Origin of the sequence: Streptomyces sp. NBC_00525, from assembly GCF_036346595.1 — a bacterium.
In the GTDB taxonomy this organism is placed as follows: domain Bacteria; phylum Actinomycetota; class Actinomycetes; order Streptomycetales; family Streptomycetaceae; genus Streptomyces.
The window spans coordinates 4,449,766-4,472,929 of record NZ_CP107834.1; the positions used below are offsets into that span (position 1 = coordinate 4,449,766).

Genomic DNA, 23,164 nt, shown 5'->3' on the forward strand with positions numbered 1-23,164 from the left:
AGAACATGCACGACAATCACCCACGGGTCGACGGTACGGCCGCCGACCGGGCGAGTGCCGTCGTCACGGAGGAATGGTGCCGGGCGCTCGAGGTCACGGGCCCCTCGCCGGAGGACGACTTCTTCGAGGCGGGCGGAAACTCGCTGCTGATCGCCTCGATGATCGACCGGGTGGAGCGGCGCCTCGGCATCCCGTTCCCGGTCGAGGTCGCCTTCATCGAGGGCACGCTGGGAGCCCTGACCGACGCCTGTGCCGAGCGGATCACTGCGGCCGAGGGGGGCACCGCATGAGCGGCGCCCTGCCGCGGCTGGGCGTCATGCACGCCCCGCACGCGGCCGCGAACCTGCGTGACCTGGTCCTGGCGGGGCGTGACCGGTGCGAGGTCGTGCTCCTCGTCCGCCGCGAGGTGGCCGAAGCCGAGCCGGACCTGGTCCGCCTCGGACAAGCGTTGGCCACAGTGGTCGTCACCGGCGACGACATTGCGCGCGAGGTGGCGGATCTGCGCCTGGACGGCCTTGTGACCTTCCATGACGCGGAGCTGGAGGCCTACGACGCCGCTGTGCGCGCGCTGGGCCTGCCTGGTGCCACCGAGGTCGACCAGCCGTGGGACAAGCTCGTGCAACGGCGTCTGCTGAATGCCGCAGGCGTCTCCACGGTGCGTTCGGCCCCGGTCGAGTCCCCGGCCGGGCTGCGCCGAGCCGCCGCGGAGGTCGGGTTCCCGGCTGTTCTCAAGCCGCGCCGAGGTACCGCCAGTACCGACCTCAGCTTTCTGACCGGATCCGCCGACATGGAGTCCGAGCCCGCCCGGCGCGAACGCTGGGACGGTCTGGTGCTGGAGCAGATGATCGAGCGGGCCGCACATCCGTCCGGCCGCCGCTGGCTGGCCGACTACGTCTCGGTGGAGACGGTGACCCACCGCGGCGTCCACACACACGTGGCGGTCTTCGACAAGACGCCGCTCGCCGTGACCGATGGTTCCGGCCCGTCCCGTCATGCGGTGCGTGAGACCGGCGACGTCCTGCCGGCGGAGCTGCCACCACACGTGTACGACGCGGTGCTCGCGACCACCTCCGCTGCCCTGACTGCCTTGACCGTGCGCGACCGGGTGAGCCACACCGAACTGCGGGTGTCCGACGACGGCGTGGAGGTCATCGAGGTCAACGGCCGGCTCGGGGGTGAGGTGGCGGGCATGATCGGCATGATGGGCGGATCCGACCTGGTCGGTGCCGCGTTCGACGTGGCACTGGGCCGACAGCCCGATCTCGCCCCGCCGGACCGGCCGGGCGTGCTGGTCAGCCTGTACGTGCCCTTCCCGGAACGGGCCGGGGTGGTGCGCTCGGAGGTCAGCCGGGCGCGGGCGCGGCAGCTGCCCGGCATGGTCCGGGTGGACGAGGTCGCCTGCTTCGGGGCGGCACGCTCCGACACCTCCTTCCACGCCGTCAAGCTGCTGCTCACTGCGGCCGACGCGGACGCGGCGGAAGACCTTGTGCGCACCGTGGCCGCGGAGGTGGCCCGGCTCTACGAGGCAGATGGGCTGCTCGACGACCCATGGCTGCGCCAACTCACCGATGTATCCGAAGAGCTCCGTACCGGAGCCGTCGGTGCGGGAACCGGAGGAGAGACCGCATGACCAGACCGACCGAGGCGGCGCTGCGAGCCCCCGTGTGGCCGGGCGACCCGGAGTACGACCGGTCCCGCAGGGTATGGAACGGCATGATCGACCGGCGGCCTGCCGTCATCGCCCGCTGCTCCGACACGGCCGACGTCTCCGCCGCCGTGCGGTACGCGACCGAGGCCGGCCTCGCCGTGACGGTGCGTGGCGGCGGCCACAATGTCGCGGGTCTCGCTCTGGCCGACGACGCCCTGCTCATCGACCTGAGCCCGATGCGCGACGTCGACGTCGACCCGGTGAACCGGCTGGCTGTCGCCGGAGGCGGGGCGTTGCTTGCGGACCTCGACGGCGCCACCACGCCGCATGGCCTGGCCTGCCCCGTCGGGGTGGTCTCCGAGACCGGGCTGGGTGGCCTGGCGCTCGGCGGCGGGTACGGCTGGCTGGCCCGCAAGTGGGGGCTCACCTGTGACCATCTGACCGCTGCCGAGGTCGTGCTGGCCGATGGCAGCGTGGTGCGGGCGTCCGAGGAGAGCCATCCGGAACTCCTCTGGGGGCTGCGTGGCGGGGGCGGCAACTTCGGTGTCGTCACCAAGTTCACCCTGCGCCTGCGACCGGTGGGCGAGGTGTGGGTCCGCTCCAGCGTTCACCCGATCGAGTCGGCCGGGGAGGTGGTGCGTGCCTTCCGGGACGCCATGCCGTCACAGCCCGACGACCTCCAGCTGTCCGGTGCCTTCAAGCGGGCGCCTGCGGTCGACTGGATCCCGGCCTCGCTGCACGGACAGCCGGTGCTGGCCTTCACCACGGTGTGGCTGAGCGCCGAGGGCGGCCCGGAGGCCGCCGGGAGGATATTCGCCGACTGCCCGCCCGCCGCCTCGACCGAGCGGGTCATGCCCTTCGCCGAACTGCAGGCCCTGGGCGACGGTGCCGAGCCCGCCGGGCGGCGGTACTACACCACCTCGGGCTATCTCGTCGACGAACTGCCGGCCGAGGCCATCGACGTCCTCGTCCGGTACGCGAGCGAAGGCCTGAGCACATACTCGACCATCGATCTCGGCTACTTCCGGGGCGCGGTGGCCCGCGCCGACGAGGAGACGAGCGCCTTCCCCTCCCGTGACGCCTCGTTCATCGTTTCCGCCTCTGCGGCCTGGGACGACCCGGCCGACGACGACCGTGGCCGCGACTGGGCCGGCGGCCTCCTCCGGGACCTCGGCCCGTGGCGGTCCGAAGGCAGTTACGTCAACTACACCCAGCGCAGCGGCCGCAGCGCGGCGGACGTCTACGGCGCCGACCGATATGCCCGGCTGTCGACCCTCAAGGCGAAGGTCGACCCCACCAACATGTTCCGCGGCAACCACAACATAGCCCCTCATCCGCTCGCGTCCGAAGGAACACCCTGATGAAGACGGCTGCAATGGCATCGCCCCGCTCGCTGGACGTCCCCCGCCTCTGGGCGGACGCAGACGGAGGCTTCCAGCGCTCACTGACCTCCCCCTGGGCCCGACTCGTGGCGGATCTCCAGGACTCCGCGGTGCGCGCCACCTACAACTACGCACACACCCGATCCGTACGGGCCCTGCACTTCCCGATCACGACCCGGACCGTCACCTGCCCCACGGGCCTGGGCAGCGACTCGGTGCCGGTGCCCGTCAAGGTCAACGGCGTCCACACCTACCTGGCCGACTCGATGCAGTTCATGCTGGAATACGGCTGCCGGATCTCGCCGCAGGGATGCCACAACATCCTGCCGTGCTTCCGCGGTGACGAGCCCGACAAGACACACCTCGGGCAGTTCGTGCACAGCGAGGCGGAGATCCCCGGTGACCTGGACGACCTCGTCGACTACGTCAACGGCTACGTGCGGGCCATGGCCTCCCAGGTGCTCGACGACCACGGCGAGACCCTGGGCCGCCTGCTCGGCGACGTCGCCCACCTCGAGAAGGTGGCGACCGGTGACCAGCCCTTCGAACGGCTCCGCTTCGAAGAGGCGGTCTCGCTGCTCAAGGGCGAAGGGGTCGTCGTCTCCCCCGACGGCGCCAGGTCGCTGAACCGGGCGGCCGAGCGCCGGCTCATGGACATCGTCGGCGAGTTCGTCTGGGTGACCCACTTCGACCACCTCAGTGTGCCGTTCTACCAGGCGTTCTCAGCCGAGGACGAGCGGGTGGCAGAGAACGCTGACCTCTACTTCGGCATTGGCGAAGTGGTCGGTTCCGGGCACCGGCACACGACGGGAGACCAGGTGCGCGCCGGTCTCGCCCTGCACAAGGTCCCCGAGCACGAGTACGCCTGGTACGCGCAGATGAAGGACGAGGCCCCGATGACGACCTCGGGGTTCGGGCTCGGCCTGGAGCGGTTCCTGCTCTGGGCGCTGCGACACGACGACATCCGCGACATCCCGCTGGTCTCCCGCATCGGGGAAGAGGCGGACTGGCCGGCCTCGGTCGGCCGACCGTGACCCGCGTACCCGATGGCGGCACCCTCTACGACTGGTTCGGCGCGTCCGCCGCGCGCACCCCTGACGCGATCGCGCTCGACACCGTCGCGCAGCGGCTCACCTACGCCGAACTGGCCGCCCTCGTCGAGCGGGTGGCGGCCGGTATGGCCCGGCAGGAGACCGCGACGGTGGGCCTGTGCACCAGCGGCACGCTGGGTGGCTACATCGGCTACCTGGCCGTGCTGCGGCTGGGCCGTACCGTGGTGCCCCTCAACTCCCGCTCGCCGGCGCTCCGCAATCGCTCGGTCCTGGAACGGGCGGGGGCCGGGCTCGTTTTGGCGGACGGCCCGGCGGCGGATTCCCTGCGAGCGGCCGACGCTGAGGAGCCCTGGCCCACGCCGGTCCTGCTGCTGGAGGAACTCCTGCGGGGCCCGCGGGCCACGGCACCGGCACCGGACCGTGCGGGCCGCCCCGCGTACATCCTGTTCACCTCGGGGTCGACCGGAGAGCCGAAGGGCGTCCCCATCACCGACGCGAACGTTGCGGCGTTCCTCGACTGCGCCATCGAGCGGTACGAACTGGGCCCCGACAGCAGGGTCTCGCAGACTTTCAGTTTCAGTTTCGACCCCTCCGTCCTGGACCTGTTCGCGACCTGGGGGGCCGGCGGCACGGTGGTGGTGCCGGAGAAACGCGAACTGCTGATCCCTGTCACGTACGCCCGCCGCCGTGCCCTGACGCACTGGTTCTCCGTACCTTCGGTGATCACGCTCGCCCAGCGGTACGGGGCGCTGCCCCCGGCGGGCCTACCTGATCTCCGGTGGAGTGTCTTCATGGGTGAGCAACTCACCCTGGACCAGGCGCGGGTCTGGGCGGCGGTGGCGCCGCGCAGCGCGATCGCCAACGCGTTCGGCCCCACGGAACTGACCGTGCTCTGCGCCGACTACCGGCTTCCCGCCGACCCCCGGGACTGGCCGGACACCAGCAACGGCACGGTACCGATCGGCGAGATGTTCCCGCACCTGGAGGCCGTCCTGTTGGACCGCGACGGCCACCCGGCGGATGACGGGGAGCTCTGTGTACGGGGAGCGCAGCGGTTCAGTGGCTATCTTGGCGCCGGGCATGACACGGGCCGGTTCCTGAGCCCTGCGGGAGAGCCCGGGAAACCGGTGCCCGGGCGGGTTCCTGCGGATCACTGGTACCGGGTCGGCGACCGGGTCTCACGGGAGCGGGGACTGCTCGTCCACCGGGGGCGGCTGGACCGCCAGGTGAAGGTGCGGGGACAGCGCATCGAACTCGGCGAGGTGGAGGCTGCCCTGCGCAGGTGTGCGGGCGTCAGGGAGGCGGTGGTGCTGGATGTGCCGCGTGCCGGTGAGGGCATCCACCTGCGCGCTGTGGTCACCGGCGACGCCGGCGCGGACGGGGATCTGCGGGCGGAAGTGGCCCGTCTGGTGCCGGACTACGCGGTGCCGGAAAGCTTCGTCCGGTTGTCTCGGCTGCCGCTCAACCTCAGCGGGAAGGTGGATCACCAGGCCCTGCGGCGCGTGGTCGTGGGCGAGGGAGAGGACTGATGGGAAAGCAGTTGTGGCGGTGCCTGCGCCGGCCGGAGGGCTCGGCGGGCACGGTACTCGCGGTCGACTTCGGTCCCCGCCCCGGCCAGCCGGGCATTGCTCGGCTGGCCGGGAACCTGCCGGGCGCGGAAGGGGTTCACCTGACGGTGCCGCACTCCATCGGCGCCGACCTGCGTGGGGAGGCGGATCCGCAGCGCTTCGTGGACCGCTGGGCGGCCGCGCTGCCGGATTCCGGCCGGCCAGTGCGGGCCATCGTGACGTTCTGTGCCGGAGCGGCCTTTGCCGACAGCCTGCGGCGGGTCTGCACCGGCCCGGACGGAGTGCCCGCCCTGATCACCATCGACCCGACGGAGGTGGGCGCGGACCTGCTCCGGTCGGAGTTCACGGCGGCCACGGAAACGCTTCGGCCCCATATGGACAAGCAGATGCGAGCCGATGTCGAGGCCCTCATCGACACCCCGGGGGGTTCGGACGACGTGGCGACAGTCGCCGAGCGACTGAGGGTGGAGCAGCGGCGCATCGTGGAACACGCCACGGCCCGGGCCGGAATGCCCGGGCACCTGCGGGCGATGCTGTGCGCACGTTTCGCCGACTATCTCGGCTATCTGGTCGCCGCCGCCCGCGCGCCAGGCCCCGTCGAAAGCGCGGTGGTCATTGCCTCCGCGGACCATCCCCTGCCCAGCTGGTGTGCCGATCACCCGACGCGGCTGGCCACCCTGCACGATGACATGCTGGGGGATCCGCAGGTCGCCCGACTGGTGCGCGGAGCGTTCCCGGTGTGAGTCGTCGCGCTCACCCGCACTCGGCCGCCCGCAGGGCGGCGTTCCGCCGCCCTGCGGGCGGCCGCTACCGGTCACCGGCGTGGGCCAGGGCGTTCGCAGCCAGTTGGCCGGTGAGCACCCGAACCTGCCGGGCGGGGTGGAGTCGGGTGAAGTCCCGCTCCACAGCCAGGCGTTCGGGAAGTCCGGCGAACTCATCCGTCGGAGCCCCGGCGCAGATCTCCTGCGCGACGGCCGCCAGGCCATGCAGGTCACGAGCCACCATGGCAGGGGACGGAGCCCCGGCAGGGGCCGCTGCGGCCTGCGCCCAGTCGGTGATCTGGAGGACCGGTTCGGCCCAGCCGTCGCCCACCTTCTCACCCTTGGTCGGCCGCGAGTTACCGATCACCGAGCGGGTGCTCAGTGCGCCGTTGGCGATCTCCCGGGCATGCGCGTGGGCAAGGGCCTCGCCGATCTGCCGGATCATGCCGGCCCGGGAGGCGGCGGTGAAGCGCTCCCGGTGCAGGGCCAGGATGTGGTCGAGGCGCAGCAGGTTCTTCTTCTCCACATGGAACATCAGCACCGGACCGGACGGGTGGTGCTCCAGAGTGTCGACGGTGACGATGCCCGGGTGGTCCAACTCGCGCAGCAGCAGGTACTCGCGCAGGACCGCCTCGTCGGCTTCGGCGCGGGTGGGGCCACCGGCGTAGACACGGACCCGGCACGGGGCCTTGTCCCAGACCGTGCTCCAGGCAACGAACTCCTGCCACCGGTCGGTCAACGACACCGGCTTGGCCGTCAATTGCCAGGTCCCGACGCGAGGCCAGTGCTCGACCGGCCGCATGCCTGCCCGGTCCAGCAGCGCGGGCAGCACCCGCAGGAGCCGCCGGCCGGGCCGGTCCGCCCGGACGGCCGCGGACTGCCCCAGCAGCTCCGAAGTCACCCGAGGCAGCGACGGCTCGACCGGTTTGTCGGGCCCGAACACGCCCCGCGCGTCGGCTCCGGTGAGGAGGACGGGCTCGCGCGAGTCGCTGAGATAGGCCGAGCCCCGCACCTCCGGAACGGAGAGGAACCTCCCCGCCGCGGCATGGCGCAGCACCGCGGTGAGGTGCCGCGCCTTGGTCTCGGCTGTGGCGCGGACACTGTCCGCGGCCTTCGTGTTACGACCGCGGGTGCGAAGCCAGATACCTTCGCAGGCGCGCAGCAGTCCTGGCGCGGTGTCGAGTTCGAGCAGATGCAGCCCGCCGGGGCCAGCCACGAGCAGATCGACGCTGTGCAGATGTCCGGTGTCCGACATGAAGGAGAAGTTCGCCCAGGCGCGGTGAAGACCGTCATCCGGGAGGGCCTGCCGGATGGGTTCCATCGCCTGCAGCTCGTCGGGGAAGAACCATGGCGTGACGGTCGTCCAGCGGTCGTCTCGTATCAAACCCGAGTTCCTCGGAGCCTTTGCGCAGGGATTACAGAGCGTAGAGACGTCAACGTTAGCAGACCGGTTTCGGCCAGTCGTGTTGTAACCTCCTTTTGGGGAGCGGCAGTTGTGCGCTTTTCGTGAAGATGTGTGACTGCTGTGTCGTTTCCGCGCAGGCCCATGCACTCCGCGGAGGCCGGGGCCACACCATTCATTGAAGGGCGGGACTCGTCATCAACGGGGATCGACAGACCGTGGGCGTTCGCTCGGATGCCGGACATGCCGACGCTCCGGAGTCCGTTCTGCTGTCCTTCGCGCAGCGTCGGCTGTGGTTCGGTGCCGTCCGGGACAGGCGTCCGGCAGCCGGAGGATGCGCCTTGGCCGTGAGGCTCTCCGGTGCCGTGGACCGCCCGGCTCTGCTTGCCGCCTGCCGGGACGTCCTGGCACGGCACGACCCGCTGCGGACGGTGTACGCGGAGCGTGACGGCGAACCGGTCGGCTTGCTGTTGTCGACCATGCGGGCGGCGCGATCCGCGGTAATCGAGGAGGCCGTGCCCGCCGCCCTCGGCCAGTGGGTCGACGAGACCGCCCGGCGAGGCTTCGACGTCAGAGTTGATCCGCCCGTGCGAATGGTACTGGGAACGGCCTCACCCGCCGAGTCGGTCCTGGTGATCGTGGTGCATCCGCTGGCGGCCGACGCGCAGTCGCTCACGCCGCTGACCCTGGATCTGGCGCACGCCTATGCGGCGCGCCGCACTGGGCGGGCCCCCGAGTGGCAGCCGCTGCCGCTTCGGTACGAGGACTTCGCCCTGCGGCAGCGGGAGTCCCTGGGCTCGTGCGGCGACCCGGACAGCGTGATGGGCCGGCAGGCCGCGTTCTGGCGTGAGGAGCTCGCGGGCATACCCGCCGAACTCGCCCTTCCTCGTGACCGCCGCTGGTCGGCGGGCACCGTCGGCGGGGGCGCTGTGTGCCGGTTCGAGATCGGCGCGGAGCTGTACCGGGAGGTCACCGCGCTGGCGGCCGACAACGGCGTCACCGTGTTCACGGTGTTGCAGGCGGCGCTGGCGGTGACGTTGCAGGGCTTCGGCGCGGGCGACGACATCCCGCTGGGCACCCCGGTCACCGACCGCGGCGGTGGCCCTTCCGACAGCCTCGTCGGCCCGTTCGGCAACATGGTGGTGCTGCGCACAGACCTGTCCGGCCACCCCAGCTTCCGTCGGCTGCTCCGGCGCGCGCAGGAGAGCGGCCGGGCCGCCCGCGCCAACAGGGACATCCCGATCGAGGCCGTCGTCAGAGCCCTCAACCCGACGCGCGCCCCCCAGCAGCACCCGCTCTTCCAGGTCATGCTGACACTGGACGAACAGCCCGCCCCCGAGCCGGAATTCCCGGGGCTGAACGTCACGGTGGAGAAGCTGCACCTCGACCCGGCCGGACTCGACCTCTCGTACTCGTTCACCGAGCGCACCAGCGGCCGAGGCGGGATGACGGGTGAATTGACCTACGCAGAGCACCTGTTCGACGCCGAAACCGCGCAGCGGCTCACCGGAGGGCTGCTTCAGGTGCTGACCGCAGTCACGGCGGACCCGTCGGCGCCGGTGACGAGCATCGAGGTGGTCTCAGCCGCCGACCGGGTGATGCTGCTGGAAGAACGCAACGCTACGCATACGGAGTCGGGAGGTGGAGTACTGCCCGCCCTCCTCGCCCGCGCGGCGGGCCGCCACCCCGACCGCGCCGCGCTTGTTCTCGGCGGGCGGACGTATTCCTACGCCGACATCGACACGCGGTCGAACCGCCTGGCCAGGCACCTGGTCTCCCAGGGCATCGGACCGGAGGACCGGGTCGCGATAGCCCTGCCACGTTCCGAGCAGCTCATTGTCGCCCTCCTCGCCGTCCTCAAGGCAGGTGCCGCATATCTGCCTCTCGACCTCGGCCATCCGCCGGCCCGCACCGCCCACCTGCTCCAGGACAGCAGACCGGTTGCACTTCTCACCGACCGGTCGACCCGCGCGACGCTCCCTGCCACGGCGATACCGGTGTACCTGGCCGACGCCGCCCTCGAAGGCTACTCCCCGGAACCCCTCACCGCCGCCGACCGCAACGGCCCCCTGCGACCGGAGCACCCCGCCTACGTCATCTACACGTCCGGCACCACCGGCCCCCCGAAGGGCACCGTCATCGAACACCGGGCGGTCGTCAACTTCGTCGCCGCCACCAACGCGGCGTATGCACTGGATGAGCGAACGCGTCTGCTCGGCTTCGCCGCCATCACGTTCGACGTGTCAGTCCTGGAGATCTTCTGTGCCCTGACCTCCGGTGCCACACTCGTCATGGCCGACGACGAACAGCGTACCGATCCCAGGATGCTCCAGGCGCTGCTGCGCGAGGAGCGCGTCACCGTCGCCGAACTCCCGCCGGTCATGCTGCCGATGCTCACCCCCGGAGAACTTCCCGATCTGCGACTCGTATCCGTTGGGGGAGAGGCGCCGGCGGGCCGCCTGGTCGGTGAATGGGCGAGCCCGACACGGCAGTTCTGGAACGCCTACGGGCCCACCGAGGCCACCGTCGGGGTCACGCTCATGCACTGTCTGCCACCGGTTGCGCACGGTTCGCCCCCCATCGGGCTGCCGATGCCCAACACAAGGGCGTACGTGCTGGACGATGCCCTGCGTGTGCTGCCGCCCGGCGCGACGGGGGAGCTCTACCTCGCCGGCGTGCAGCTGGCACGCGGCTATCTGGGACGTGCGGGCCTGACCGCCCGGCACTTCGTCCCCGATCCGTTCGGGGAGCCGGGGGAGCGCATGTACCGGACCGGCGACCTGGTGCGCTGGAACAACAACGGTCAACTCGTCCACGAAGGACGCAGGGACAGCCAGCTCAAGGTGCGTGGCTTCCGCATCGAAGCCGGCGAAGTCGAGAACGAATTGCTGGCACAGCCCGGGGTGGCGGAGGCGGTGGTGCTGACAGCACAGGACCGCCCCGGAGTGGCCCGGCTGACAGCCTATGTGGTGCCGGACGGGGAGCCCGCCTCTGCCGGAGCAGCGGACCTGCCCGGAGGCGGCGCCCGAGCGCAATTGCCCGCTCGGCTGCGCCGGGCCCTGCGTGGACGGTTGCCGGACTACATGGTTCCGTCCACGGTCCTGGTGCTGGACGTGCTGCCGAGGACTGCGAACGGGAAGCTCGATCGCAGGGCACTGCCCGCCCCCGGACGTGCCTCGGGCCGCGCACCGCGTACGGCGCGGGAGCAGGTGCTGGCGAGTGTGTTCGCGCAGGTGCTGGGAGTCGGCTCGGTGGGCATCGACGACGACTTCTTCGGCCTGGGCGGTGACTCGCTGGCGGCCGTGCGTCTGGCGAGCCGGATCGAGGCGGTGTCGGGGGTACGGCCGGCTGTCCAGGACTTGTTCGCCGCACCGACCGTGGCGGCACTCGTCGGCGTTCTGCGCGGCGGTGCGGGTGCCACACCCCGACGAGGCGGGTGAGGGCGCGATGCGCCGACTCCGCCCGGTCGAGGGGCGCTCGCACCCGCACCGCCGCGTCGGTCCCTACACCGGTTCGACCTCCAGGACGTAGACGCGGGACAGCTCCTCGACGCGCTTCGCCACCAGCGCCGGGTCCGCCGCAGCGAGGAATACCAGGCCGGTGGTCGAGGCGGAGTGCAACCGTGGGCCGATGACGTCCCCCACTCGTGTGGACATCCGCGCCTCGATCACATCCGGTACCTTCGCCAGCTCCTCGGATGTGGAGATGCGCACGACACGGCCGGGTCGTACCGGGAGGTCGCAGTTGGCGACGATCTCGTCCCGCAGGGGTGCCACCGGTCCGCTCACACCGGCCGGCCGGCCGAGGGCGGTATCCATGAAGGCCCGCCACAGGTCGACGCCGTACCGCATCTTCACCGCGTCGACGATTCCGCCGCCCGCCGGGCGACAGGAGATCTCACCGATCACGAAACCGCCCCGTGTCTTGAACACCTCCATGTGCGTCACGCCGTCCGCCAGTTCCAGGGCGTCCACCGCGGCCTGGTGCAGGGCGCGGATCGGTGCGACGTCCGGGGAGTCCTCGGGAAGCAGGTACGAGCCGGTGAAGTCGTCCGTGTGCCCCAGCAGCGGCATGAAGTAGCGCTGTACGGCTGCGAACTCCGCCTTCCCGCCCGAGACCACGCCGTCGCAGTGGTACTCGCCTTCCATCTCGACGAATCGCTCGACAAGCAGCGGACATGCCGAGCGGCGGAGTCCGTCCGCAGCGGGTGACGCGAGCAGTTCGGCGAGTTCCCCGGCCGATGACAGCGCGAAGGTGTTCATCGAGCCAGTGCCGAGCGCCGGCTTGAGCACCACCGGCCAGCCGAGCTCGTCGGCCGCCTCGGCGGCCTGCGCCGGTGAACCGATGACCCGGTAGGGGGCGACCGGCAGACCGGCCGCAACCAGAGCCGACTTCATCGTCGCCTTGTTGGAGAAGCGGTTGGCGGTCTCGAAGCCGATGCCCGCCAGCCCGAGGAACGACCGCAGATACCCGCCGGCGGGCAGGCTCCGCTCGGAGGGAGCCACTACATGGTCGATCGGGTGACGGGCCAGCAGGTCCAGGGCCACCCGGCGGACAGCGGTCAGATCGCCGATGTCGTCGACGAAATGCAGGCGGACGTCGGGCGCGTACATCGACGCGTACGAGCGCTCCGTAACGACGTCGATCACCGCGTCGGGCGCCGCCGCCCGCAGCTGTTCCACCGCCTCCGCCTTGCCAGAGTTGACCATCAATACATGCGCGGGCCTCATCGCGACTCCGTTCGGGCTCGGTCCAGGTACCACAGGACATACGCGTAGACGACCAGCCAGGCGCGTGGGGTGGCGAGCGCCCGCTCGTACTTGAGCCAGCCGACCAGGGCATTCGCCGCACCGATGTACAGCCGGGTACGCAGTACCGACGGGTCGTCCCGCGTCCCCAGGAGCGCGATCAGGCGTTCCTCCAGGCTCCGTAGGACCGGGTCCACGACAAACGGGGTCGTCAGAGCGGAGAGGTCGAGCACGCGGTCCGGTGCCGCGGGCACGGCCGGCAGGAGATTCTCGGACGTGCCGTCGGCGATGGCCTGCAGCACGCCGCTCATCGGTAGGGCACTGTGCAGAAGGGTGGCGAAGTCGTAACTCGGATCACCGAACCCGATGTCGGGCCGGTCCCGGCCGTCCCAGACGGTGCGTGGATCCACGAACACCGGTGAACCGTCCCGGCGCCGGAGCATGTTCTTCAGGTGTACGTCACCGTGCACCAGGCAGCCGGAGCCGGGCAGCAACGACTCCGCGACGTCGTCCAGCCAGCGCGTCGCCCGTGTGTATCCCGGCAGCCGGGCACCGGTGGGAAGGACGACATCGGCATCGAGCATCAGGGCCGCATCCCAGTCCGGGAAGAAGCCCGTGAGCGTGCTCACGAACCCTTCGTGCTTCCTGACGGCGTGGAATCGCTCGCGCAGCAAGTAGTCGGCGACGGTGGGCCGCCGCTGCTCCGTCGTGGCCGTGTACAGCTCGCCCAGGAGTCGCAGGTGCGGTTCCAGTGCCGGGACGGCGTCCTTGGTGAGGACGAACTTGGCCTCGTCCTCGAAGACGACGTGATCGAGCGTGAGCGGTTCGACCTGCTCCATGAGTGACGTCGCCTGCGCACCCGTGCGATGCACGCCGTACAACTGGGGGAACAGCGGGGGCAGGTCCCGGTCGGCGAGCAGGGAGTTGACCTCGCCGACGAACGCCGTCTCCGCGTCGATCACCTCGGCCGGGCCGGTCTTGGCGACGAGCGGGATGCCCGCTTCGAAGGCCACGATGCCCAATGAGTCCGCACCGTTCGCGTACGCGGCCGTGATGTCCGCCGGCGCGGCGCTCGGGGCGGCGCCGGCGGCTGCGGTCCACTCACGCAGGCGATCGGCGGTGAGCAGGTCGATGACCGCGCGGGTATGGGCCACACTGTCGGTGATGTCAGTGATGAGGAGACCGTCGCGCTCCCCGCCGAACACCATGGTCCAGCGTGTCAGGAACCTGCCTTCCGGGAGATCAGTGTGCGGCACCGCCGCAGCCTCCTCCTCGGTGAACCGGGCGATGACCCGGCTGAGCGCGCCGAGGTGGGCATGGTTCCCGGGAGGCTCGGTGCTTGCCGCGGCGACGCCGATCCCCAGCCTGGACAGTCCGGCCGAGGCGTTGGACAGCAGCAGCATCTGGCTGGTGCAGCCCGACAACTGCGGGTGGCGTTCGCCCACCCCGTGGCCGGGATAGGCGAATACCACCGACACCGCTCCCTCTTCCAGGGGAGTGGCGTGCCTCGCGAACACCGCGCGGACGGCGGCGTACTCGTCGGCCGTCGTGCTGCGGACGACACCGTGCAGGCCGGTGCCCGTCGCGGTGGAGATGCTGGTGGACATCAATGCTCCTAACGGGCCTCTACGGACCTGTGCTCGGCGATGGACCGGACGATCTCGGCGGCGCGCACCGGCATCAGGGACAGCAGCACCTCGCTGAATCCGTGGGTGGCCTCGGCGAACCCCTGCAGGAAGACCTTCGGCTCGAAACCCTCCACGCTCTCCACGGAGTAGTCACGCCGGATCGCGTACCGCTGTGGGGTCTCCATGTGCAGGTTGTCGTTGATACCGGAGAGCGCGGGTATCGGCATCGGGTACCGGTACCCGGTCGCGAGAATCACGGCGTCGGATTCGACGAGGCTGGTCTCCCCGCTGTCGAGGTGGGCGTAGGTGGCCGTCGCACGGTCGGCGTCCGCGCGGACGCCGACCAGTTCGGTGAACCTGTGCAGGGCGAGGACCCGGCCCCCGGCGACCTGGTCCTCGTAGTACTCGCGGTAGATCTGCGGTATCAGGTCGTAGCTCACGCCGGTGTGCGCCGCCAGGCCGTACTCGTCGATGATCTTCTGCCTGAACTTCTCGTCCTGGCCGTGGAACCAGTCGGTGAACTCGGGCAGGAAGAGTTCGTTGACGAAGTGGGTGTCGTCCTCGGGGCGCATGGCAAAGCCGCGGATGTTCGTGGTGATCCGGGCGTTCGGATAGCTTCGGCGCAGATGCATGAACACGTCGGCGGACGTCTGGCCGGAGCCGACGATGTTGAAGTGGTAGGGCGCGGTGGGATTGTTGAACGACCGGGCCAGACGCTCTCGGGTCTCGGAGGCGTGGAACACCCGCTCGCCGAGTTCGGTTCCGTCGGGGACGTGCGGGGTGCCGCCGGGCGCGATGAGCAGATTGCGGGTGAACGTCGAGAAGGTCTCGCCCGTGACCTGGTCCCGGGACACCACCTCCAGCAACTCCGTGCCGTGCTCGCCCGGCAGGGCGGTGACCGCGAGGACCTCGGTGTTCCACCGGACCCGATCTTCGAACTGCCCGGCCGCCCAGGCGTAGTAGTCGTTGAACTCTACGCGCGTCGGATAGAAGGTGCGCAGGTTGATGAACCTGCCCAGTCGGCCCTCGCTCTGTTCCGCGAGGTAGTTCAGGAATGTGTAGCGGCTGCGCGGATTACGCATCGTGATGAGGTCCTTCGTGAAGGACACCTGCATCTCGGCCCCGGGGAACATGAGACCGGGGTGCCACGCGAAGCCGGGTTTGCGGTCGAGGAAGAGCGCGTCGAGTGGCGCGTCACACTCCTCCAGGGCAATGGCGACTGCCAGGTTCGACGGCCCGAAACCGATGCCGACGACGTCACGGATTTCCAGTTCGCTGGGGAGCACGGTGGGCTCTTCCTTGTAGTGGTGATCAGTTGCTACGGGTATGGCGGCCGGATCCTCAGCCATGTCGGTACAGGGAGCGCATCCGCTCCTCGACCTCTTCCTCGTCGGCGCCCTCCACGAGCACGCGGGCTTTGCCGTCCATCGCGTCGACCGGGGGGCGTTCGTGCTCTGCCTCTGCCGCCTCGGTGAACTCGAGCAGCCAGTCGGGTCGGCCGGCCGGAGGGCGGGGCCGTGCACCGCCGGTCCACAACAGCCAGCCGGTGCGGGCGGCGCCGCTGCTTCGGGCCTCGGGTGCCGTCCAGAGCCCCGCGGCCAGCAGGCAGGCGGCCTTGGACAGATCGATGCCGTAGGTGTGCCGGACGGAGTTCTTGATCAGCGCCCCGCCCGTTCGGCAGGCCACCTCACCGGCGAAGAACGTGCCTGAGCGGTCCTCGAGGAACTCCATGTGCAGGACGTGTGTCCCGTGGCCCTCGGGGAGCCGGGCGACGAACCGCTCAGCGGCGTCGGTCAGGAGTCTGGCGCGCGCTGAGCCGACGTCGAGCATCACCGAGCCCAGGTTGCGCGTGCGGAACAGGTGCGGCGGGTCGAGGTAGCGCGACGGCGAGACCAGCAGCACCGAGCCGCCGTCGACGAGTACGTCCACGTGGTAGACCGTCCCCTCGATGTACTGCTCGGCCATCAGGGCGCCACCGTGCAGGGCGGTGAGCAGGCCCGGATCGTCGATGCAGGCCCGCCGGACGGCCTGCCCGTCGGACAGCACCCGCACCCCGGCGGAGCCCGCGCCGTCACGGGGCTTGACGACGACGGTGCCGAGTTCCTCCTGCGCCGCGTACAGATCCGAAGAGCAACGCACCTCGCGATACGGCACCGGGGACACCGGCAACCGCTCGAACAGCTGCTTCATCGCGATCTTGTCGCGGAACCGTAGCGCGAGAGCCGGGTCCGGGCCGGGGATTCCGAAGAGAGCCCGCGCCTCGGCGGCGCGCAGCACGTCATCCTCCGAGTTCGCGAAGATCCGGTCCGGCCGGTCGGCCTCGCACAGCCGGAACAGTTCCGCCGTCGCCGAGGGCGACTCGTAGTCGTCCACGACGATCCGGCGCGCTCCCGCGACGGGGGGCTCGCTCCGGCGGACGGTGTCCGCCGAGGTCAGCAAGGTGACCCGGACATCGGGATCAGCCGCCCCGAGCCAGCGATCGTATTCTGCGGCAGAGTGGGGTCGTTGCATGATCAGAATGTGGATGGTCGTGTTCCTTCCGCTGTGGCGAGGCGCTTGTCGAGCCGCGCGATGGGCAGGGGCAGCACAAGCACCGCACCGAGCAGCAGAGCCGCGAGCGCGGCCCAGCCCGCTTCGCCCCAGCCGAGTACGACCACGGTGACCAGGGGCGGGCCCAGCACGTCCTGTGCGCTGTTCCCGAGCGCGAATATCGAGAGATACTCGGCTTTCCGGTCCTCCGGTGCGTAGGCGTAGGAGAGCTCCCAGGCGCCGACCGACTGCCACAGTTCGGCGGCGGTCAGCAGCAGGGTCGCGATCACAAGCATGGCGCAGGCGTAGGCCGTGCCCAGCGGAGCCGCGGAGGCGGCGAACATCGCGCAGGAGGCGATGAGAGCGCAGCCGGCGAGCCGCATGGCACGCAGCCCCCCGCCGTCGCTCTCGGCGCCCCGGGAGAACGGGATCTGGAAGAGGACCGCCAGCACGGTGTTCAGCAGCACCAGAACCGCTACCAGCGCGGTGGGGGCGTCCGTCTCCCGGATGGTCCACAGCGGGATGGCCACCGCCAGCAGGGGCATGTGTACGGCAAGCACACAGCTCACCGCGCTCAGCCCCAGGTAGCGCCGGTCGTTGAACCCGCTCAGGAAGCTCAGTCCGCCGCGGCGCACCGGGGGAGGCGTTGCCGGGACCCTCAGCCTGGAGAGCAGTAGGGCGGCGAACACGAAGGACGCGGCGTCCACGAGAATGACCGCCCGGTACGCCAGGTCCGATCCGGAGGCCAGGAGGGGAACGGTGAGTACGGCACCGAGGGAGAACCCGATGTTGCGCACCGCGCGCATGGTGGCCATGACGCGCGTCCGGTCCTTGCCCGGCACCGCCACGGACACCACCGCCTGACTGGCCGGCGACACCGCGCGTTCGACTACCCCCAGCAGCGCCGACACCACGTAGAACGCGACCGGCCCGTGGACGAACAGCAGCGCCGTGAACCAGAAGGCTCGCCACAGCTGGTAGAGCGTCAGCATTCGTTTGGCGCCCCACCGGTCCGCGAGCACGCCCAGCGGGACCGTGGCCAGGAACGCGGTCAGGCCGGTCAGGGCCAGCCCCAGCCCCACCTGTACCTCGCTCAGGCCGACCACGCGGATGAAGAAGATGGTGGACCCGGCGAGGTAGAAGCCGGTGCCGACGGAGTCGAAGAGCGCGACGAGGGCGAACGCCCGGCCGGCCGCGGATGCCGGGACGTAGCCGCGGAGGAAACGTGAGATCACGAGGTGCGTATGTCGATCAGCGCGGCTGCGGCAGCCGCGTTCCGTGCGGCCTGCGCGCCGTCGTCGCCGGTTGCCAGCACATGACCCAGACGGTCCCAGGAACTCCTCGGCGCGGTCACCGAGGTGCCGGTCTCCACATCGAGTTCGACCTCGCGTACGCCGTCGGCGGCCCGGCTTTCGGCCAGCCCCGCGACGCTGCGCACCACTCCCGGCCGCGCGGACAGGAACCTGATGGCCGCCCCCTTCGGGCCGGTGTCCCTGGGGGGCCGGCTCCCCCCGCTCAGGACGGCCAGGAGATCGGCCGTGATGCGCCCACCGTAGGCGAGGTCGATGAGCAGATCGATGCTGTCGCCCGGCAGCCTGCCCGCGCATTCGACAAGATGCGGGCGCACCCCGTCGACCAGAATCCATTCGGCATGCAGGACACCGGATCCGAATGCGGTCGAGTCGATCAGTAACCGCATGAGTCGGGTCAGTTCATCGACCACACTGGATGGGAGGGACGCGGGCACGGTGTGACCGGACTCCACGGGCGACGAGCCCGGGTGCAGAAGCTTCTCGGTGATGTTCAGGAACAGGAGCTTCCCTTCACCGACCAGGCATTCGACGCTGACCTCCGGCCCCGGCAGCCACTCCTCGACGAGGAACCGGCCGGGCTCCGCGTGCGGGGAGCGCATTTTCGGCTCGGTGGCCCCGATCGTCGCCTCCCACGCCGATGCCACGTCGTCATCCGCGTCCAGCAGCCGAACTCCGAGGCTGGCCTGCAGGTTGGCCGGCTTCAGTACACAGCGGCCGCCGTGCCGGGACCGGAACTCCAGGACGTCCCCCGTGCTCAGTGCCGACTGCCAGCATGGCTGCGGCAGTCCGGCAGAGTCCGCGTGGACGCGCAGGGCGGTCTTGTCCCGCAAGATCGTCGCGGCACGCGGTCCCGCGCCGGGAAGCTTCCAGGCATGGGCCAGGGCGGCCGCCGCGACCACCCCGTACTCGGTGGCCGGGATGACGGCGGCGACATGCTCGGGTCTGGCGAGAGCCTGTACTACCTGCGAGGGATCCCGCTCGTTCTGGACCGGTGCGTGGGCGACGCGCGCGACGCAGGGGTGCCGGGCCGCCCGCCGGTGTGCGTCGCGGGTGGCGGCTACGTGCTCGTCTTCCAGTATCAGGACGGACCCCGCCGGCAACAGATCGTCGAGGTCCGAGACGAGCCCCTTGCTGAAGCCGCACAGGACATGGGTGACCGGCACGCGGCAATTCCCTCCGCTTGAGCGAACGCAAGCCTGACGGTCTGTCAACTTGCTGTTCAGCAACAGTCTTCTTCCAGTTCATCTTGGAGTCCGCCTGCTGGACTCTAGCCAGGAACCACTGGCCGGGCAAAGGAAAAAGATTGCAAAAGCGTTTGCTCGCGCGGCCTCCCGCGAACCTGGCCAACTGGGCGGTAACGAGCGGTCGGTTCGGGGGCCGGCCCGGCAGGATCGGTACGATCCACAGAGTCTCGCCGGTGCGGCGGAGGGGTGCGGCGACGCCGGACGCGAGCAGGCTCCCTCGAGGCGCCTTCGGCCTGGAGCCGCCGCGCGGCAGTCCTCTGAGTGCGGGCTGCCGCGGAACCGCTCTCCCCTATCGGTCCGCGGACGCCGCGTCTCGCATTTCCCGCAGGACGACGGCTATGCGCTGGATGCCTTCCGCGATCACCTTCTCCTCGGCGCTGAGACTGATGCGGAAGCATCGCGTTCCGTGGCCCTCCGGGCCCGGTGTGGAGAGCGGGTCCACGAAGAAGTGCCGTCCCGGCACGACGAAAACCCGTCTGTCCTTGAGCCGACCGTAGAGAACGATGTCATCGAACCAGTCGTGATCCACCCATATCCAGCAGAACATCCCCCCGACGCCGGAGTGCATCCGCCAGTTGATGTCGGACGGCATGAGTTCGGAGAGCAGTTGCTCGGCGAATCGCTTCTTCTTCGAGTAGTAGGGGGTGATGAACGTCCGGGTCACGTGATCCAGCCGGCCTCCGCGCAGGGCCCGGCTCAGGCCGGCTTGCGCGAGCTGGGGCGCGTGCAGGACGGAGTTGGACATGAAGGCGGCCAGGGTGTCCATGTACCTGGGCGAGCCGATCGCAAATCCGATGCGTTCACCGGGGAGCCCGGCTTTGGACGCGGAGAAGCAGTTGATCACGTTGTCATGCAGTACCGGTTCCACGTGCACTTCGGCGATCCTGGGAAACGGGGCGCCATAGGCATGATCAAGGACAAGAGGTATGTTCCGTTTTTCCGCCTCCGCGGTCAGCCCGTCCAAGTCTTCGCGACTCAGGGAGCGGCTCGTGGGGTTGCCCGGGCTGGAGATGAGCAACATGCCGATGTCCGATTGCTGCCGCAGACGCTCGTGGTCCAGGGCGTAGCGGAAACGGTGATCACCCTCCCGCTGCACAAGGGGTGGTACTCCGACAACGCCCCCGTCGTGCATGCAGAGGCCCTGGTAGCCGGTGTAGTCGGGAACCATGGGCAGGACCACCCGCCGGTCGCCCTGTGCCCCGGGGCCCGCGAAGATGGTGGCAGCGGCGAAGCACAGCATCTGGCTGCCCGGCCCGACGACTATGTTCTCCGGACCGATCGACCAGCCGTACGTTCGACGGAAGTAGTCGACGATCGTTTCAAGAAGAACGTGGCTCCCACGTGAGGGCCCGTACCGGCAACTCACCTGTCCGAAGTCACCTGCCAGCGCATTCGCCAAGGCGTCACGCCACATCTCACGCGCTTCGGGGATGGGAGCCGGATTGCCGACACTGAGGTTGAGCCATTCGTCCGCCGAGGTCCCCGAAGTGCTTGAGGCGACATCGTCCATGATGCTCCGAAGCCCGGAGACACCAGCCATTTTCGCTCCGCTGAGGGACAGTTGCATGCTTCTCCTCACAGATGACCTGGATTCTCGGTCCACGAGTCGGCGAGGAGGAAACCTCCGACGGTATGCGTGACCATATTGATCTTGGAGGCGGGACGGCTGGAGATCCGTCCCGGCGTACGCGGCATACCAGGCCTCGCCGACGTAGCCACCGCGAACCCTGCGGGCGCGGGGCCCGGTTGCGTCACGGTGTGCGCGCTGACTCGATCTTCCCGATCCTGGGTGACGCGGATCCGCTTGGCAAGGGCGCCGATCGTGACCGGGCGCTCTTTGCCGAGGCACACGCCGAGAATGTGGCGGCGTCGGCAGGAGTCCTCGACAGACGTGGCCGAGGGCCGGACGTATCCCGTGATCAAGTTGCCCGTCAGCGGCCGCGTAGCTGCTCGATGGCGACCCGGCCCACCCTGCGCTCGTAGTCGTGGGTCGCGCAGACTCTCCGCGGAGCATGCGGCGGAACCGGCCGATCCGGGCCTTCGGGAAGCCGAAGAACTGCCCGATCCGTTCGGCGGCGGAGCCGGGGAGCCGTGGCCGACATGCTGAGAGGCGTTGACTCGTCCACCGGCCGGGCCGGCCGTCCACGTGGCGCGGTATCGCGCACATCTGCGTCGACGACGTCCTGCTCAAGCCGTCTCCCCACACCGCGCCGCGCGAACCCGAGCTGATCCTGGACCCGGAACGGATTGCCGCCGATCGAGCCACGCAGTCAGCGGATGGCTGCGCATGTCAAGCCGCTCGGGGCGCCCGCGGCGGCCCGCCCGGCCACGGATCTTTCCACCGGCTGCTCCAGGCGCTTGACGTGGTACGCGATCGAGGTCACGTCCCACCCGAACCGTGACCAACGTCATACCGGGACGACGCTGGCCTCCCCCCGTTTGATCCGCTGGGTGATCCGCTTCACCTGGCGTTTCGCGAAGTACTTGCCACCCACGTCGAGGTTCCGCAGGACGTCGATGACCACCACCCCTCGCGCTCCGCCGGCGTGGTGGGGTCAGCGATCTGGAGTTCAGGTGAGATCTTCTCGTCCTTGTCCCTGTACCGTGATACGCGCACGTAGATGATGGCGCGCTTGGGCTGCCGCGGAAACGAGGAGCCGGTGAGCATGCCTGGAGTCACGGCCGACCCTGGCCCCACCCTTCTTGATCTTGAGCGGACGTTTGTTTCATGAGTACTAGTATTGGAATCGTCGGTCTGCCGAATGTCGGCAAGTCGACCCTGTTCAACGCCCTGACCAAGAACGACGTGCTGGCGGCCAACTACCCGTTCGCCACGATCGAGCCGAACGTCGGCGTGGTCGGTGTCCCGGACCGGCGCCTGGACACCCTGGCGAGGATCTTCGGCTCGCAGAGGATCCTGCCGGCGACGGTCGACTTCGTGGACATCGCGGGCATCGTGCGCGGCGCGAGCGAGGGCGAGGGCCTGGGCAACAAGTTCCTCGCGAACATCCGTGAGTCGGACGCGATCTGCCAGGTGATCCGCGCCTTCAAGGACGAGAACGTCGTACACGTGGACGGCAAGGTCTCGCCGAAGGACGACATCGAGACGATCAACACGGAGCTGATCCTCGCGGACCTCCAGTCCGTGGAGAAGGCGATCCCGCGCCTCCAGAAGGAGTCCCGCCTCCAGAAGGAGAAGGTCGCGGTCCTGGCGGCGGTCGAGGAGGCGCAGAAGATCCTCGAAGCCGGCGACACCCTCTTCCACGCGGGCATCACGGCCGCCACGGAGAAGGGCCGCCTCCTGCACGAGCTGCACCTCCTCACCACCAAGCCGTTCCTCTACGTGTTCAACGTGGACGAGGACGAGCTGGTGGACGAGGACTTCAAGAACGAACAGCGCGCCCTGGTCGCCCCGGCCGAGGCGATCTTCCTGAACGCCAAGATCGAGTCCGAGCTGATCGAGCTGGACGACGACGAGGCCCTGGAACTCCTCCAGTCCATGGGCCAGGACGAACCCGGCCTCGCCACCCTCGGCCGCGTCGGCTTCGCCACCCTGGGCCTCCAGACGTACCTCACGGCCGGCCCCAAGGAAGCCCGCGCCTGGACGATCAAGAAGGGCGCCACGGCCCCCGAGGCAGCCGGTGTCATCCACACCGACTTCCAGAAGGGCTTCATCAAGGCGGAGATCATCTCCTTCGAGGACCTGGTCGAAACCGGCTCGGTAACCGAAGCCCGAGCCAAGGGCAAGGCCCGCATGGAAGGCAAGGACTACGTGATGCAGGACGGCGACGTGGTGGAATTCCGCTTCAACGTCTAATACGTTCGGCGAAAGGCCGTCTGACCTGCGACGGAGCGGGTTGGGCGGCCTATGCGGTCCCCACAGAGTCCG

Annotated in this window: 16 protein-coding genes; 8 read left to right on the forward strand and 8 right to left on the reverse strand. The window is 69.7% G+C overall.

Annotated features, from left to right (window positions below; translation table 11 throughout):
* Positions 1 to 5 precede the first annotated feature (5 nt).
* From OG710_RS19945 to OG710_RS19970, 6 genes are read left to right on the forward strand one after another with little or no spacing between them, the layout of a single operon-like run.
* Positions 6 to 290 carry an acyl carrier protein gene (locus OG710_RS19945; RefSeq protein WP_330240536.1) on the forward strand — a complete coding sequence of 95 codons (285 nt, stop codon included), beginning with the start codon at positions 6 to 8 and terminating at the stop codon, positions 288 to 290.
* Entirely contained in the window at positions 287 to 1,630 is a 1,344-nt protein-coding gene (locus OG710_RS19950; RefSeq protein WP_330240537.1) for an ATP-grasp domain-containing protein, read from the forward strand. Before OG710_RS19945 ends, OG710_RS19950 begins: the two co-directional genes overlap by 4 nt.
* Positions 1,627 to 3,009, forward strand: coding sequence for an FAD-binding oxidoreductase (locus OG710_RS19955; protein ID WP_330240538.1), 1,383 nt, complete (start codon positions 1,627 to 1,629; stop codon positions 3,007 to 3,009). The genes OG710_RS19950 and OG710_RS19955 overlap by 4 nt, the downstream gene beginning before the upstream one ends.
* Positions 3,009 to 4,064, forward strand: a complete 1,056-nt coding sequence (locus tag OG710_RS19960; protein WP_330240539.1) for an amino acid--tRNA ligase-related protein — start codon at positions 3,009 to 3,011, stop codon at positions 4,062 to 4,064. The genes OG710_RS19955 and OG710_RS19960 overlap by 1 nt, the downstream gene beginning before the upstream one ends.
* Entirely contained in the window at positions 4,061 to 5,611 is a 1,551-nt protein-coding gene (locus tag OG710_RS19965) for an AMP-binding protein (RefSeq protein ID WP_330240540.1), read from the forward strand. Before OG710_RS19960 ends, OG710_RS19965 begins: the two co-directional genes overlap by 4 nt.
* The gene (locus OG710_RS19970; protein ID WP_330240541.1) at positions 5,611 to 6,393 is read left to right on the forward strand and encodes a hypothetical protein; all 783 of its coding nucleotides are present in this window, start codon (positions 5,611 to 5,613) and stop codon (positions 6,391 to 6,393) included. The genes OG710_RS19965 and OG710_RS19970 overlap by 1 nt, the downstream gene beginning before the upstream one ends.
* Positions 6,394 to 6,457: 64 nt before the next feature.
* On the opposite strand, the gene OG710_RS19975 is transcribed toward OG710_RS19970, so the two are convergent.
* Positions 6,458 to 7,795: a hypothetical protein gene (locus OG710_RS19975; protein ID WP_330240542.1), complete on the reverse strand. Its 1,338-nt coding sequence runs from the start codon at positions 7,793 to 7,795 to the stop codon at positions 6,458 to 6,460.
* Between the two features lie 236 nt (positions 7,796 to 8,031).
* On the opposite strand from OG710_RS19975, the gene OG710_RS19980 reads away from it, so the two are divergent.
* A complete protein-coding gene (locus OG710_RS19980) occupies positions 8,032 to 11,253 on the forward strand; it encodes a non-ribosomal peptide synthetase (protein WP_330240543.1) in 3,222 nt (1,073 codons plus the stop codon).
* Between the two features lie 63 nt (positions 11,254 to 11,316).
* Here OG710_RS19980 and OG710_RS19985 read toward each other — a convergent pair whose 3' ends face one another.
* The 7 genes from OG710_RS19985 to OG710_RS20015 form a co-directional block, all read right to left on the reverse strand.
* Positions 11,317 to 12,543, reverse strand: coding sequence for an ATP-grasp domain-containing protein (locus OG710_RS19985; RefSeq protein ID WP_330240544.1), 1,227 nt, complete (start codon positions 12,541 to 12,543; stop codon positions 11,317 to 11,319).
* On the reverse strand, positions 12,540 to 14,168 hold the full coding sequence (locus tag OG710_RS19990) for a phosphotransferase family protein (RefSeq protein ID WP_330240545.1): 1,629 nt from the start codon (positions 14,166 to 14,168) through the stop codon (positions 12,540 to 12,542). Before OG710_RS19990 ends, OG710_RS19985 begins: the two co-directional genes overlap by 4 nt.
* 8 nt (positions 14,169 to 14,176) lie before the next feature.
* The gene (locus OG710_RS19995) at positions 14,177 to 15,538 is read right to left on the reverse strand and encodes a lysine N(6)-hydroxylase/L-ornithine N(5)-oxygenase family protein (RefSeq protein ID WP_330240546.1); all 1,362 of its coding nucleotides are present in this window, start codon (positions 15,536 to 15,538) and stop codon (positions 14,177 to 14,179) included.
* Complete coding sequence (locus OG710_RS20000) at positions 15,531 to 16,700, reverse strand: ATP-grasp domain-containing protein (RefSeq protein ID WP_330240547.1); 1,170 nt, start codon at positions 16,698 to 16,700, stop codon at positions 15,531 to 15,533. The genes OG710_RS19995 and OG710_RS20000 overlap by 8 nt, the downstream gene beginning before the upstream one ends.
* A gap of 2 nt (positions 16,701 to 16,702) precedes the next feature.
* Entirely contained in the window at positions 16,703 to 17,953 is a 1,251-nt protein-coding gene (locus OG710_RS20005) for an MFS transporter (RefSeq protein ID WP_330240548.1), read from the reverse strand.
* A complete protein-coding gene (locus OG710_RS20010; RefSeq protein WP_330240549.1) occupies positions 17,950 to 19,257 on the reverse strand; it encodes an ATP-grasp domain-containing protein in 1,308 nt (435 codons plus the stop codon). The genes OG710_RS20005 and OG710_RS20010 overlap by 4 nt, the downstream gene beginning before the upstream one ends.
* Positions 19,258 to 19,564: 307 nt before the next feature.
* Entirely contained in the window at positions 19,565 to 20,842 is a 1,278-nt protein-coding gene (locus tag OG710_RS20015; RefSeq protein ID WP_330240550.1) for a valine--pyruvate transaminase, read from the reverse strand.
* Between the two features lie 1,161 nt (positions 20,843 to 22,003).
* On the opposite strand from OG710_RS20015, the gene ychF reads away from it, so the two are divergent.
* Entirely contained in the window at positions 22,004 to 23,092 is a 1,089-nt protein-coding gene (gene ychF / locus OG710_RS20020) for a redox-regulated ATPase YchF (RefSeq protein ID WP_330240551.1), read from the forward strand.
* Positions 23,093 to 23,164: the final 72 nt, after the last annotated feature.

Bases quoted from the DNA above. Each gene is read 5' to 3' on its own strand.
- OG710_RS19950 (WP_330240537.1), top strand. From the start codon at position 287: ATGAGCGGCGCCCTGCCGCGGCTGGGCGTCATGCACGCCCCGCACGCG.
- OG710_RS19995 (WP_330240546.1), bottom strand. From the start codon at position 15,538: ATGGCTGAGGATCCGGCCGCCATACCCGTAGCAACTGATCACCACTAC.
- OG710_RS19945 (WP_330240536.1), top strand. From the start codon at position 6: ATGCACGACAATCACCCACGGGTCGACGGTACGGCCGCCGACCGGGCG.
- OG710_RS19970 (WP_330240541.1), top strand. From the start codon at position 5,611: ATGGGAAAGCAGTTGTGGCGGTGCCTGCGCCGGCCGGAGGGCTCGGCG.
- ychF (WP_330240551.1), top strand. From the start codon at position 22,004: ATGAGTACTAGTATTGGAATCGTCGGTCTGCCGAATGTCGGCAAGTCG.
- OG710_RS20000 (WP_330240547.1), bottom strand. From the start codon at position 16,700: ATGCAACGACCCCACTCTGCCGCAGAATACGATCGCTGGCTCGGGGCG.
- OG710_RS19955 (WP_330240538.1), top strand. From the start codon at position 1,627: ATGACCAGACCGACCGAGGCGGCGCTGCGAGCCCCCGTGTGGCCGGGC.
- OG710_RS20015 (WP_330240550.1), bottom strand. From the start codon at position 20,842: ATGCAACTGTCCCTCAGCGGAGCGAAAATGGCTGGTGTCTCCGGGCTT.
- OG710_RS19985 (WP_330240544.1), bottom strand. From the start codon at position 12,543: ATGAGGCCCGCGCATGTATTGATGGTCAACTCTGGCAAGGCGGAGGCG.
- OG710_RS19990 (WP_330240545.1), bottom strand. From the start codon at position 14,168: ATGTCCACCAGCATCTCCACCGCGACGGGCACCGGCCTGCACGGTGTC.
- OG710_RS19960 (WP_330240539.1), top strand. From the start codon at position 3,009: ATGAAGACGGCTGCAATGGCATCGCCCCGCTCGCTGGACGTCCCCCGC.